Origin of the sequence: Oceanisphaera sp. IT1-181 (genome assembly GCF_033807535.1) — a bacterium.
In the GTDB taxonomy this organism is placed as follows: Bacteria; Pseudomonadota; Gammaproteobacteria; order Enterobacterales; family Aeromonadaceae; genus Oceanimonas.
The window spans coordinates 1341097-1354133 of sequence record NZ_CP136856.1 but is presented as its reverse complement, the minus strand read 5'-3'; the positions used below and the strand labels follow the sequence as shown (position 1 = coordinate 1354133).

12 protein-coding genes are annotated in these 13037 nt (G+C 48.8%); 4 read left to right on the top strand and 8 right to left on the bottom strand.

All coding sequences use genetic code 11. The features are described from left to right. Window positions 1-145: 145 nt before the first annotated feature. From R0134_RS06210 to R0134_RS06200, 3 genes are all read right to left on the bottom strand, one after another. Window positions 146-2089, bottom strand: coding sequence for a bifunctional metallophosphatase/5'-nucleotidase (locus R0134_RS06210; protein WP_319783944.1), 1944 nt, complete (start codon window positions 2087-2089; stop codon window positions 146-148). A gap of 67 nt (window positions 2090-2156) precedes the next feature. Further along, window positions 2157-3026, bottom strand: a complete 870-nt coding sequence (purU, locus tag R0134_RS06205; RefSeq protein WP_319783943.1) for a formyltetrahydrofolate deformylase — start codon at window positions 3024-3026, stop codon at window positions 2157-2159. Window positions 3027-3117: 91 nt separating this feature from the next. Next, window positions 3118-3588: a GNAT family N-acetyltransferase gene (locus R0134_RS06200; protein ID WP_319783942.1), complete on the bottom strand. Its 471-nt coding sequence runs from the start codon at window positions 3586-3588 to the stop codon at window positions 3118-3120. A gap of 502 nt (window positions 3589-4090) precedes the next feature. Here R0134_RS06200 and R0134_RS06195 point away from each other — a divergent pair. From R0134_RS06195 to R0134_RS06185, 3 genes are all read left to right on the top strand, one after another. After that, a complete protein-coding gene (locus R0134_RS06195) occupies window positions 4091-5380 on the top strand; it encodes a lytic murein transglycosylase (RefSeq protein WP_319783941.1) in 1290 nt (429 codons plus the stop codon). Window positions 5381-5731: 351 nt separating this feature from the next. Further along, window positions 5732-6685: an IS110 family transposase gene (locus R0134_RS06190; protein WP_319782129.1), complete on the top strand. Its 954-nt coding sequence runs from the start codon at window positions 5732-5734 to the stop codon at window positions 6683-6685. Window positions 6686-6924: 239 nt separating this feature from the next. Further along, window positions 6925-7557 carry a DUF2057 domain-containing protein gene (locus tag R0134_RS06185; protein WP_319783940.1) on the top strand — a complete coding sequence of 211 codons (633 nt, stop codon included), beginning with the start codon at window positions 6925-6927 and terminating at the stop codon, window positions 7555-7557. Between the two features lie 110 nt (window positions 7558-7667). Here the strand turns inward: R0134_RS06185 and R0134_RS06180 are convergent, their stop codons facing one another. From R0134_RS06180 to R0134_RS06165, 4 genes are all read right to left on the bottom strand, one after another. Next, window positions 7668-8240, bottom strand: a complete 573-nt coding sequence (locus R0134_RS06180; RefSeq protein ID WP_319783939.1) for a DUF924 family protein — start codon at window positions 8238-8240, stop codon at window positions 7668-7670. Window positions 8241-8504: 264 nt separating this feature from the next. Further along, on the bottom strand, window positions 8505-9872 hold the full coding sequence (locus R0134_RS06175) for a YjiH family protein (RefSeq protein ID WP_319783938.1): 1368 nt from the start codon (window positions 9870-9872) through the stop codon (window positions 8505-8507). 412 nt (window positions 9873-10284) lie between these two features. Continuing rightward, complete coding sequence (locus R0134_RS06170; protein WP_319783937.1) at window positions 10285-10968, bottom strand: thiopurine S-methyltransferase; 684 nt, start codon at window positions 10966-10968, stop codon at window positions 10285-10287. 77 nt (window positions 10969-11045) lie between these two features. Beyond that, the gene (locus tag R0134_RS06165; RefSeq protein WP_319783936.1) at window positions 11046-11243 is read right to left on the bottom strand and encodes a DUF4250 domain-containing protein; all 198 of its coding nucleotides are present in this window, start codon (window positions 11241-11243) and stop codon (window positions 11046-11048) included. 301 nt (window positions 11244-11544) lie between these two features. Here R0134_RS06165 and R0134_RS06160 point away from each other — a divergent pair, with 301 nt between their 5' ends. Continuing rightward, the gene (locus R0134_RS06160) at window positions 11545-11895 is read left to right on the top strand and encodes a hypothetical protein (protein ID WP_319783935.1); all 351 of its coding nucleotides are present in this window, start codon (window positions 11545-11547) and stop codon (window positions 11893-11895) included. A 131-nt stretch (window positions 11896-12026) separates the two neighbouring features. Here the strand turns inward: R0134_RS06160 and hemH are convergent, their stop codons facing one another. Further along, window positions 12027-12995: a ferrochelatase gene (gene hemH, locus R0134_RS06155; RefSeq protein WP_413641429.1), complete on the bottom strand. Its 969-nt coding sequence runs from the start codon at window positions 12993-12995 to the stop codon at window positions 12027-12029. Window positions 12996-13037: the final 42 nt, after the last annotated feature.

The window sequence follows — 13037 nt, the reverse complement described above, 5'->3', positions numbered from 1 at the left end:
AACATAGCAGGTTTATTATCGAGGACCTTGTCTATATTCGTGACCGTGATTACGCGTCGCCGTGATGGCGTTAAAATAAGCTCCAAAAAAGTCCCACTCATAACACCAAATAAAGAGGCCCGAACAGTTCGGGCCTCTTTATTATTTACAAGCGATTCAAGCTAATGCCTGGCTCCGCTAAGGCCGTGAGTGCCGGCCTATTATCTCGCACATAATCAGTAAAAGCGTACGCCGAGGTATTGCAGCTCACCTGCGCCTGCTGGCAATTAAGGGGCTGGTTAATATAGTGCACCTCAATTGCGCCTTGGGCGCTTTTACTCAATCTTGCCACGGGGAACGCGGCCAAGTTGCCGTTTACATAGGCAAGATCGAGACGATCTGTGAGCACTTGCTGAGCATCAAATAAGGTCTGCCCACCGCCGTTAGCCAAAGCGTGAAAACCCGTGAGCGCCACTTGATACTGGGTATTGGGCTCAATACGCGCCCACTGACCATTGCGTGCATATTCAATGCGGCTCAAGTAACCACGGCCACGACTGGTTTCATTAAATTGATAACGCAAACCCGCCACATAAGGGAAGCTACCGCCATCGGCGTTAGGCGCGATGGCACCATTAATGGCTTCAAGCAATAAGCCTGCTACCTGATGACCGGTTAAAGACACCAAGCTGATGGGATTATTGCCAGGCAACAATTCCATGCTAATTTGGCCGGCTTTGATCGCCCCTATTTCGATACGTTGATTAATGGCGCTGGCAGCGACCAAGGAAAAATCGGCCTGACGGCCGGTCACAGATTGTACGCCCTGTGTATTCAGCCAATACAGCTGGCTGGCCGCCACCAAAGGTGCAACTTGTGAGCCTTTGCCAGTTACCGGTAACTGGGCGTGCGCCAAGGTCTGGGGCACAACGCCAATCACTTTACCGTAAGCTTCTCGCAAGGCTGGCTGATATTCTTTGGCAATGTATTGCTGCAAGGATTTATCTTCTGCTACTACGGCAATGTTATCGGCATCGGCAATGGCAGCTAGGATGCTTTCTTGCTGTTGCTCACTCACCCGCTGGTTATCATTACGGCGCACATCAGAGTAAAACTGCTGGTCGACTAATAAGGTATTGCCGCCTTCACACTGGCTCACACGGCCATCATAGGTAAAGGTCACCGTTACCTTGCCCATGGCTTGGCCAAACTGGCCCGATTGCACCACACAGGTGCTGCCACGGCCATCGGGATTGGTAAAGCGGCGGGCATAGGGTTCATTTTTAGTGCCACCCAGCGCCGTAAAGTCACCCAATAAACCTTGGGCATGGCCACCGACTATCACGTCGATGCCATTCACTTTTTGCGCCAGCTGATTATCGCGTTCCAACCCTAAGTGCGTCAGGGCCACTATGTGGCTCACGCCTTGCTCTTTAAGTGCGTTAACCGTGCTTTGAGCGCGACTCACTTCTTGATCAAAGCTAAGCTGGCCCACTTGCTTGCCCGCCGTCGCCATGTCTGCTCTTACCAAGCCCAGCACAGCTACCACCGGAGATTTGCCCGCGTCTTTCACGTTTGCCACACGCTTTTTCTTATTGCCTTTAAAGGCATACAGGACATAGGGCTGAAGGTTTTTTGCCGCTTGTAAATCCGCGTCTTGGCGGGCATCTATGTTGGCCGCCAACACTGGAAAGTCGACTTGCTCAATAAAAGCCGCCAGATGGCGGTTGTCGAGGGCAAATTCACGCTCGCCAAGGGTCATGGCATCAAGCTGCATCCGGCTGAGAATATCCGCATTCATGGCACCTTTATGCTGAGTAAAATAGCCGCTGCCCTGCCACGCATCACCGGCGTGTAAAAATAAAAACGCCTGATTGTTAATGTCGGCTTGCTCGCGCAATTGATTAACGTAGTTGAAGACGCGTGCACTGCCACCCGCTCTGGTGTAAACCGCTTTGTTAGCAAAGCTGAGTCGCACATCGCTGGCATCAAAATGTGATTGGGTATCGTTAATGTGCGCCAAGGTCAGGCTAAAAGGCTGATCCGATTGTGAGCTGGCACAACCGGTTAGCGCTAAGGCCAACAAGCTCGCCATCAGGGTTTTATTCATGTAACTAGACACTCCGCAAAGAAAATACAATGAGATTAAAAATCTAATAAAGAGCACACATAACCGACTAGCTGCTAAAAACCACGGTTTTACCCTGGTGTAGAAATACGCGCCCTTCAATGTGCGCTTGCACGGCACGGGCCAAGGTTCGACATTCAATATCGCGCCCCTTGGCAATTAACTGCTCAGGATAGTGACTGTGATCCACCACCTCTACCCCTTGGCTAATAATAGGCCCATCATCCAAGTGGTTATCAATGTAATGCGCTGTGGCCCCCACCAGCTTGACGCCTTTGTCATAAGCCTGATGATAAGGAAGCTCACCTTTAAAGCCGGGTAATAACGAATGATGAATATTAATGGCTTTACCTGTGAGTGCCGTACTCAGCTCAGGGCTCAGCATCTGCATATAACGCGCCAGCACCACTAAATCCGCTTGGCACTCATTGATCAGTTGCAGCACCTGCGCTTCTTGCAGGCCGCGATTGCTGTCGTCAACTGGCAAATAGTAAAACGGAATATGGTGCCAATCGGCCAGACGTTGTAAGTCCGGATGATTAGAAATAATGGCCGGAATTTCAATGGCTAATTGACCGGTGCGATAACGATACAATAAGTCGTTTAAGCAATGATCCAAACGCGACACCATGACCACCACATTCGGCCTCAGACTCGCCGCCGTCAGCTCCCATTGCATGCCAAACTCAGCAGCTCTGGGTGTGAGGCCTTGGCGAAACTGCTCCACATCAAAAGCGTGGTCCGCAGGGGGGCGAAACTCCATGCGAATAAAAAAATGCGCGCTTTCAATATCATCAAAAGTCTGCATTTCTACCACGTAACATTGCTGCTCGCATAAATAACGAGTCAGCACATCCATGGTGCCTAAGGCACTAGGACAATGAGCGGTGAGATAATAGGTGTTCTTCGGCTTGGCCACAGCGGTACTCCTACCCCTAATTCATCAAATACCCTGTTCAGGGGGCGCTATTTTGCGGCAAAGCCTCACTCGATACCAGCGCCGCAGCACACTAGCGCAGGGTTTTTTCCATAATAAAACGCGTAAACTCAATATCTTCTTTTTCAATCCGCTCTTGCTGCACTAACTGGTAACCTCTTTGTTCAAATACCGGTTGCGATAACAAGCTGGCATCGGTACGCAGACACGCCACACCACGGCGGCTCGCCTCTTGTTCAATGTCTGCACACAGGCGCCCGGCAATGCCACGCCCGGCGTGATCACCCAGCACATATAACAAGGCCAGATGATCGTCGGGATGCAAAGTAGCAAAGGCCACGGGGATCTGATTGCACGCCATCACGCGGGTGTAGCCGGTGAGCACTAAGGTTCTAAAGTCTGCCGCGTATAAATAAGGAAAGGCGGCCCAAAATTCAACCTGTTCATCACTATAGCCACGTCGCCCTTGGGCCATGACGGCGTCATGAAAAATCAACTCCAGACTGCTAAGGTCGGTGTCTCTAAAATCCCTAATCAGGTACATAACCACTCCGAAAGAAAATCAACCTTGCTTAACGGTTAGCGGTAAGCCGCTGTCACACGCGTTCGTTCTACCTGCCAACCCGCACCATGGTGGCGGCTGCAATTTCGCATTATTTACCCGCTGGCAAAAATGGCGATGGCTTGGCACCTTGAGCTCAGTTCGATGACTTTCTTAGGCTAGGTCACGCTATCGGCCTAACCACCACAAACTTGAGAGACGAATTACGTTTTATCTAACATAACTTTGGCGCTTATAACCTTCTGTGATCATAACAAAGCCTGACCGCACTGGCTGCAACCATAACCTAATTTTGTTGGCTTTATGGTGAGTGACTAACAGCGCCACGCTTAATTGTGCGGGTTAAACATAAACATCTTTAATAAGAGCCTGAATATCTTAGGGGCGAACCGCGCCAGCTCTTTCCTTTTTATCGCGTTGGGATATGCTGCAGACATACTTTACGAACCCCAACTTTCCTATAAAGAGTGATCAAAGAGACCTCATGCTAAAACCATCTTATATCAGTGCCTTGGTGCTGGGCGTTATCCTCACCGGCTGTACCAGCCATGCCAATACAGCGCCTACCACGCCTGAGTCGACCAAAGACGGCACCAACAAAACCAGCACGCCAACGCCTGCTGCTAATACTCGCCCGCCTACCGCCACTGAGCTGGCTGACTTTAATACTTGGCGCCAACAGTTTCGGGTACAAGCACTCAATAAAGGCATTACTCCTGCCACTTTTGACGCCGCCTTTAAAGGCGTGAAACTGGACAACCAAGTCATCAAGCTTGATAGCAGTCAGGCGGAGTTTACCCGTCAAATTTGGGAATATCTGGATACGGCCACCTCCACTACGCGCGTCACTACTGGTCGTGAGAAGTGGAAATCACTAGAAAAAACCTTAAGCGCCATCGAAGCCCGCTATAACGTGGACGCTAAAGTCGTGGTATCGGTGTGGGGCATGGAAACCAACTACGGCTCTTATCGCGGCAATACCAGCACCATCGCCGGTTTGGCGACCTTGGCGTTTGAAGGCCGACGTCGCACTTTTGCCGAAGCCGAGTTAATAGGCGCACTGAAAATTTTGCAAGCGGGTGATGTAACGCCCGAGCGCATGCGCGGATCTTGGGCCGGTGCCATGGGCCACACCCAGTTTATGCCCACCAGCTATTTACAGTATGCCCAAGACTTTAACGGTGATGGCAAACGGGACATTTGGTCAGAAGATCCCACAGATGCGCTGGCCTCTACCGCTGCTTACTTGGCCCGTTTTGGCTGGCAACATAAGGCACCTTGGGGTGTAGAAATTACACTGCCCCAAGGATTTGATTACACCACCGCCGACCAAGGCAACCTTAAACCCGTAGCATACTGGCGCGAGCGCGGCGTAAAAACCATTAACGGCCAGCCGTTACCGGACTTTGGTGAAGCTGCCATTTTAGTGCCCGCCGGTGCCCATGGCCCGGTATTTGCTATCTTTAAGAACTTTAAGGTGATCCGTCGTTATAACAACGCCACCTCCTATGCGATGGCAGTAGGACATTTAGCTGATAAATTAGACGGAGCTGGTGAATTCGTCGCCAGTTGGCCAAGAGAAGAGCGCGCCTTAAGTCGCAGTGAAAAAGTGACATTGCAAAAAATACTCACTGCTAAAGGCTTTGATACCAAAGGTTCAGACGGCGTGATTGGCCCTAACTCCATTAACGCCATTCGCGCTTATCAGCAGTCTAAACAACAAGTGGCAGACGGCTATGCCAGCGCCAGCTTGCTGGAGCAACTGAAACGCTAATTTTTATCCACATAAAAGCACAAAAAAAGATGGTAAATACCAGCCTACCACGAGTGTAGAGATTCTGTGGGACGTCAATATTTCGCGTTAGCTTTACGCCGCTCTGCGCTCTGTTGGTATGCGCCCTTATTTCGTCTTCCTATGCTTTCCCTGTTGGTTATAGACGTATAATCCAACAACCAAAAGAGAGGGGCTGAGGCTCTATTTGTCTTTAGTCTTTGAAGACTGTTCGCAATGATAGCCGCCCTCTCTTGTTTAAGTAAATTTCGAACAGTTCATTGAGGCCAAGACCTCGTATTTAGGATTGCTGAAACTGCTTAAGCACCGGTATTTACAACAGGAGAAACCAGAATGAAAGTGGTTGTAGGTATAGATGTGAGCAAAGACTGGTTTGATATTGCTTGGAAAGAAAACGGCCGTATCAAAACTCAACGCTTTGACTCCACTGCTAGTGGAATAAATCAGCTTATAAAGGCCACGCCAGCAGACGCAATTTACGTGATGGAAGCCACGGGCGTTTATCATGCTCGCTTGGCTGTCATGCTCTTTGAAACCCAGCGTAACGTGGCGGTGATAAACCCGTTAGTGATTAAACGCTATGGGCAAATGAGGCTGTCTCGCGTTAAAACAGACACCGCTGATGCCAGCTTGATTTTGAGCTACGGCGAAAACGTAGAATTTATGCTTTGGGAGCCAGAGCCTCACCACTTACAAGAGCTGAAAGTCGCGCAAGGCTGGCTAGATGATCTCACTGAAGACATGACACGCTTGTCTAATCGTGGGCATGCACAGAGCTACTTAGTGGTCAGAAGTGCAATGGTAGACAGGCAGTTTTTAAGGCGCAAAGAGCAACTTAAACAGGACATTATTGAGTGCGAAGCGCACTTGGAAAAACAAGTAAAAAAGCATTTTGCTGAGTTGTATAAGCTACTCAACAGTATTCCCTCAATCGGTAGTAAAACAGCGACTCAGTTGATTATATCTACGGGTGGATTTACTAAGTTTATTAGTATTAAACAGCTCAGCGCTTATGTAGGCGTAAGCCCAACGACTTACGAATCAGGCAGCTCTGTTAGAGGGCGAGGTGGTATAGCCAAAATGGGGCAAGGCCGGCTACGTCAACTCCTGTATCTATGCAGCTGGACAGCCAGAAAATGCAATCCATCCTGCGTGGCTCTGTATGAACGACTTCAAGCATTAGGCAAGCCAGCTAAAGTCATTAGCATCGCCATCGCACATAAACTGCTTAGACAAGCATTTGCAGTGGCAACTAAAAAAACAGCCTATTCACCAGAATTTGCTTGAAAAAAAGCACAGTTCATTGCGAGCGTAGCGCGGCAATCTATGCTACCACGGCGCGATACATAACCATGGATTGCCGCGTCGTTCCACTCCTCGCAATGACGAGGTCTGGGTCTTTTGTATATAGCTATTGTCACACTTATGCGATTAACTTGGTGTAACCTCAAATACTTAGTATCTTATTTTGTGCATAATGCGGTTACTTAACGAAGAACATATTCACGGCTCAGGAGCCCAATTTGATGAACACACGCTTAACTCTTGCCGCCCTTGCGCTGGCCGGTCTGTCTTTTGGCGCTCAAGCCGCCACTATAAATGCGCCTAAGCCTTATCAGTTATTATTGGTGGACGGTGAAAAGACCAAGCACAGCGTGCTGAACTCAGTACACTCAGCAGAAGTGGGTGCCGGCAAGCATCAATTTGTGCTGGAATACGTGGAAGATTACTCGACCAAACAGAATATTCGAGTTATGGAAGGTGACCCTGTGGTCATTAATGTCGATACCTCAGCTGATGCCGAGTTAACGCTCGAATACCAAAAGCCGATTAACTATCAGCAGGCGCGAGAGTTTTTACGTGACCAAACCTCACAAATATCTGTGATAGATAAGCGTACTGGTCAGCCAGTAGCAGCGGAAATTTATACCATTCATCGCCCTGCAGGCTTGGATTTAACCCGTGGCATTCAAGATCATTTAAAAGAAAATAATCAGACTTTTAGTGGCCGCACCGACGCAGCCGTAGCGGCAGCAGAAGCTAAATTTGGCGCAGCGCCCGTAGATGCAGACTCACTTGAAATGTTAAAGCACTGGTGGAATACCGCAGATAAAGACACCCAGCGTGCCTTTCAGATCTGGGCTATTCAGCAGCAATAAGTTTCTGTGAGGGGTAAAGTGTGAAGAGGATTAGACTAACACCGAATTTGAAGATTTGGTGTTAGTCCTACTCCCTAACACCTCACCCTTCACGCCTCACATTATGACCATTAAAACGACGAACCCGGCTGTTTCAGAAAGGCTTTTTCTTCTTCACTCGACGCTCGGCCCAGTATCGCATTACGGTGTGGGTAACGGCCAAAGCGTTGGATAATCTTTCGATGCGCCGTTTGGTACTTTAAGCTGCTTACCGCTCCTACTAATTCGCTGTTGCTGCCCTGACTTGGGTCAGTGTTTTTGGTAAACAGCACTTGTGCTACTTCGTGGATCTTAGCCGACTCGCTGTGCATAAACGGCATATACATAAATACCCGCTGCTGTGGGCTGAGCGCTTGCTCGGCGCCGGCTGTGATGGCTTCTTGCGCCAAAATTAACGCCATGCCATCGGCGGCAAAAGCCTCGGGCTTGTCCCGATAAATATTGCGTGAAAATTGGTCCAAGACGATAATTTCGGCTAATCGCCCTTCTGGCGTGTCACGCCATTCAAACAACTCACCCGCCACAGCAGCTGCATGAAATTCACCAAAGCGGCGACTAATCTTGTTATCCAGCGACGTATTTTTTTGCCACCACTGAGCAGGTTTCAGCTCTTCAAACCAAAATGTCAGTACCGAATCAACCATACGATTCCCCTTCAGATTGGCCGTCAGCCATCAGTTAAGATCAAACCCTTATTTGCCACAAAATCCACGGAAGAACACGGAAAAATAGAGATAAAACCTGAAAAATATTAATAGTAAGATCTAGCTGCTGTGCGAAGTGCTTATTTTTACTAATAAAAGCGCTCGGTACCGGTACTTTTAGTATCTATTACTATTTTTCCGTGGATTCCGTGTTCTTCCGTGGCGAAAAATCTTTACTGCCTGTCTTTAGTTGGACGCTATGGCTTAAAACACCCAGTGGGCTACTAGGGCAATCACCGGCAGGGTGACTAGGGTGCGCAGGATAAAGATCACAAATAACTCTAGCACGTTGACCGGTATCTTACTGCCGAGCAGCAAGGCACCCACTTCGGACATATAAATGAGCTGGGTCACCGACAAGGCGGCAATCACGAAGCGCGTGAGATCGCTTTCAATGGAGCTGGCTAAAATCGCCGGAATAAACATGTCAGCAAAGCCCACCATCACGGTTTGTGAGGCGGCGGCGGCTTCCGGTATTTGTAACCATTCCAACAAAGGCACAAAGGGCAGCCCTAACCAGCTAAACAGCGGCGTGGTTTCGGCAATGATCAGCGCCAAGGTGCCAAACGCCATCACCACCGGCAACACACCAAGCAACATATCAAGTGCATTATGCACACCGGTGCGCGCCACTAGTTTTAAGCTCGTCACTTGACTGGCACGGTGCAGCGCCAGCTGATAGCCGTGGCTTAACCGCGAATAACCTATTGGGGTGGCTTCATCAGCAGCAGATCTGGCTTGGCCATTAATAAAGGTGTCTTTTTTCCAACACAAGGGTGGCAAACGCGGCACTATTATTGCCGCCACTATGCCTGCTAAACACACGGCACCGTAAAACGGCAAAAACATGTGCTCAAGTTTGACTTGTGCCAATACCACCAGACTAAAAGTAATAGACACCGCCGAAAAGGTAGTGCCAATAATGGCGGCTTCGCGCTGGGTATAATGATGACCTTCATACTGTTTGCTGGTGAGCAAGATACCTACACTGCCATCCCCCAGCCAAGAGGCCATGCAGTCTACTGCCGAACGGCCGGGTAGGCGAAAAATCGGCCGCATAATACCGGTCAGCAAGGTGCCCACAAACTCCAACAAGCCAAAATCCAGCAATAACGGCAACAATAAACCGGCAAAGATAAACACCGAAAACAGCACTGGTAGCAAGTCGTGCAACACCAAGCCACCCGTATCGCCGCTATAGAGGATCTCTGGCCCCGTTTGGGTGTAGACCAATAACACAAAAGTCGCACCAATCAACCGGCTCAGCAACCACACGGGGCTAACGTTAAATAAGGTGTTTAAAAACAAACTTTGCGTCACTACTTTTGGTTTAAATAGCGTCGCCAACAGGGTGAGCATGGCAGAAAGGCTGATCAGCACTGTCGCCATCAAAGGCAGCGTATCCGCCAGCGCGGCTTGCAGACTTTTGGCCAATACCGCAATCATGATAGTGAAATCACCTTGATAGCTGACAGGCGTCATAAACAGCAATACCCCCAGCAGGGAAGGCAGCACAAACATCAATAAATTGCGGGGTTTGGTCTTAGCCGGTGTAGCCAATGTTTTTTCCATGGTGACTCCTGCCAGTAGTACCTAATTGAGGCCAAATTAAGACTCAGGTACCACTTGCATCAATAAAAATAATAAAGCTGAGTGATGCACTCTGAAAAGCACGACAGCATAAAAAACCTTGGAAGTGAATAAATCACCACCAAAGGATAAACTTAATGAATAGTTATTTTACAGCGAAAAAAACTCAAGCTAAAGGTTAAACCGACATTAATCCCTAGCAAGCAAGGAAAAAGGCAGCGCTAAGCCAAGCCCAACTTAGCCCTCTATAGCTCAGGTTTATTTTTCCGGGTCACAGGTGTCATTTGTAGTGTGGTCTTTGCGAGCGTAGCGCGGCAATCCATTCTGCACGCCTGCACAGTACCAAAACATGGATTGCCGCGTCGCTACGCTCCTCGCAATGACAAAGGGGTGGTCATTTAAACTCTTCACTATTTCTAACCAACACAAAACACAACTCATCGAAAAAGCTCAGTTCACCGCTGGCCACTCTGGGGTTAGCTTGGCCCTCTACCGTGCGGCCACGGGTTTCTACGCTGAAGTAAGGGGTAAACAAGGTCCGTACCGCTTGTTCATCAACGGAAAATGGCGGAACTTGCTGTTGCTCCGGCGCATAATGTACCGTGACTAACAATAAGCTGGCCCCAGGTTTGAGTAGGCGCGCTAATAGTTCGACATATTGCGCTCGCATCTCTTTGGGCAAGGCGATCAAGGCTGCCCTATCGTAGGCGGCATCAAACTGTTGCCCCAGCTGATGCGCCTGAAACTTATCTACCTGAAAAAAGTCACCCTGATAAATTTGTAGCTGCTCAGCTTGCCAACATTGGTAAGGGCCGACGGCGCTTTGGGTGGGCGTAAGACTTGCCTCAGCAAAAAAGTCCGCTATCGCCAAGGGCGATAACTCAAAGCCGCTCACTTCATGGCCCCCCTCGGCGAGCCACAACATATCTTTGCTTTTACCGCATAAGGGCACTAGCACTTGGCTCTGTTTGGCCAGCTTAAGCGTTGGCCAAACTTCGATAAGTTGCGCGTTAATCTGCTCGCGATGAAATCCAATGCGCGCGGTTTGCCAGCGTTGATGCCAAAATTCTGCGTCCATAATATCGTGACCTATTCCGTAATAAATAACAGTAAACTAGCACTGCGTCTGCCTGCCTATCGAGCTCAGGCCCGCGGTCAGATAATCGGCTTAAATTGATTGCTGACGGCATCATAGTGAAAGCCGATCTGATTCATGCTCGATATTAGCCAGTTAGTATTCAAATCATAGCGTGAGATAAGTGTGGTGAGGCTGTCACATTCTAAGCGCAGTTTTTCATTTAAAATGCTGAGCACCATGTGGCTATCCATGCTCTCCAGTACTGATTTATCCATGCTTTAATCCTCCTTCTCTGTAAAGAAAATCATCAAATAAACCTTGAGTAGCGGCATTGAACGTCGTAATTAATCGCCCTGACTGTATGCAATCTTTACGCTGTACTCAACCCACTGCTTGCATGGTAATACTGTGAATTTAACCAGTGTTTACTTGATCTCTGATGAAAGGATCATTACTGTATGTATACACAGTAGTTAATCACAGGGAACACACATTGCTATGGCCACTTTACTGCTATCTCGTCCAAAGCCTTGTCCATCTAAGACTTGCTCATTTACGGCTTGGGGATCACTTGCTATGACCACTCAAATGCAAACTCCTCAAGTCAGCATCAACCACTGGAGCCCTGTGCAACAAGCTCGTTTACTGATTAATTTAGCGCTGATCAGCCAAGACAATAAGGGCTGGATCTTGGTCGCTAACGCCCCCGCACCTTTGTCTCGCCAAGCCTTAATCAATGCAGGGATCAACCCAGCTCGCGTTATTGAAGCCAAGAAAGCCTCCGCGACATTGCTCGCGCAAGCCATGAGTAGCAGCAGTATTGCCGCCGTAGTGTGCTGGAAAGGATCTCAAGTGGTCAGCAGTACTTTAAGCTTATATAAGTCGCATCAGCGCTATGCAACTACAGATGAAGATATGAAGCATTAACTAGAAGCTAGAAGCATACCGCTCAAGAGCATACAGGGGGATTTTTCTTAAAAACACAGCGCTGGAGGCTCAAGCGCTGTGTGTATGTTTAAATAATCTTTTTCTTACGGCTTAAAGCTTACGGCTACGTTTTAAGCTATTTCCCGACACACCAAGTCCATCATCATGCGGATATGGGCAGGATTATCGTTAAGTGCGGGAATATAATGATACTGCTCGCCGCCTGCCTCCATGAAATACTCCTTGTTTTCACTGGAGATCTCTTCAAGTGTTTCTAAGCAGTCCGCAGAAAATGCCGGGCAAATGACACTGATATTTTTAATACCTTCGCTCGGTAATTTCGCCATTACTGCATCTGTGTAAGGCTGCAGCCATTCTTCACGGCCAAAACGCGACTGAAAAGTGGTGCGCCATTGATGAGGCGCAAGCCCCAGTTCGGCGGCAAGCAATTCTGAAGTGCGGTGACACTGCTGACCATACGGGTCGCCTTGGTCTTCAAAGCGCTTTGGAATACCGTGATACGAAAGCAGTAATAATTCCGTTTTACCGTGCTCTTGCCAGCTGGCGCGCACCGACTCCGCCAAGGCGTGAATATAGCCGTGGTTATCGTGATAATCGCGAATAAAACGAAATGCCGGCAAACGACGCTCTTTTTTCATCAACCTTGCCCAAGTATCAAATACCGAAGCTGAGGTGCTCACTGAATACTGGGGATACAGCGGCAGTATAATGACTCTGTCTACGCCCGCGGCTTTCAATTCTTGCCAAGCGGTATTAATAGAAGGCTCACCATAGCTCATGCCTAATGCCACCGGCATGTCGATACCCGCATCTTGCAACATCTGGCTTAGCGCCGCTTGCTGGCGACGACTGATCACCATCAAGGGCGAGCCTTCTTCCCACCATACAGAAGCATACAGTTTGGCAACTTTGGGGGAGCGAAACGGCAAAATAACGCCGTGCAAGATGGGACACCAGAGCATACGTGGTAAATCAACGACGCGCTTATCATGCAAAAATTGCGCAAGAAAGGTACGAACTGCTTTAGCTGTAGGTGCCGTGGGCGTACCCAGGTTAACCAGTAAAACACCTGTTTTCACTTTGTTACCCATTATTTGTAAAATACGTGAGAGATGAATATA